Source organism: Pollutimonas subterranea, from assembly GCF_002849655.1.
Classification (GTDB): Bacteria; Pseudomonadota; Gammaproteobacteria; order Burkholderiales; family Burkholderiaceae_B; genus Pollutimonas; species Pollutimonas subterranea.
Window position 1 is genome coordinate 1 of record NZ_PDNW01000063.1, and the last position, 730, is coordinate 730.

At 49.6% G+C, this 730-nt stretch carries 1 protein-coding gene; it reads right to left on the bottom strand.

The window, feature by feature from the left end:
• Positions 1–99: 99 nt before the first annotated feature.
• Positions 100–552 carry a hypothetical protein gene (locus tag CR159_RS21350; RefSeq protein ID WP_143705506.1) on the bottom strand — a complete coding sequence of 151 codons (453 nt, stop codon included), beginning with the start codon at positions 550–552 and terminating at the stop codon, positions 100–102.
• Positions 553–730: the final 178 nt, after the last annotated feature.

A 730-nucleotide genomic window follows, 5' to 3' on the forward strand; every position in this document is an offset into this window, starting at 1 on the left:
TAAGCAAAAAGGAGAAAACCACCGACCTATCGTGACCGCTACCTATACAATCTGAACACGTAACATCATCGAATGCGCAGCGGTCACGATAGACCGGAATCAGCGGTCATCTTCACCGGAATACGCAGCATCAAGTCGATCCTTGTATTCAACGCTGTTCGTGAATTGATATTTGGGCTCATAAAGTGCAAATGACTCCAACAGAACGGTGTCCTCCGCCCCTAGAATCTGTTTTTGAACCGCTTGAAGCTGTGAACGTGCTGCTTGCAGGTCAGACTGCGCCGTTACGATATGGCTCCGAACACCACTTAACAAGGTTTTTTCGTCATGAATCTTCTTTTGAGTCGCCACCAGGTCCAGCGTCCCGTTGAGCCTAACCTGAGCTTCTAGGTCGGTGTACATGGTTCTGACCGCCTGTATTTCTTCTTGAGATTGCCGCCGCAGTGCCTGCAATTCAGCTTTGGATTGCAGGCGTAATGCCTGCAGTTCGGCTTCCAGCCGTTCAGCGTTTTCCCTGTGTTCCGAGCCTCTGAAAAAGTCGCCTAATGCCATTGTTCCCCCCATCCTCTGTTCTATTTTGTTTGGAGATTATTGCCTCGATTCGGTAATCCCCCCATAGAACCGCAGTGAGCTGAAGTAGAATTTCCACAACAAGGAAATTCGAGCAATGAAGCAATCCCGATTTACCGACAGCCAGATCATGGCGATCCTCAAACAAGCCGAAGCCGGC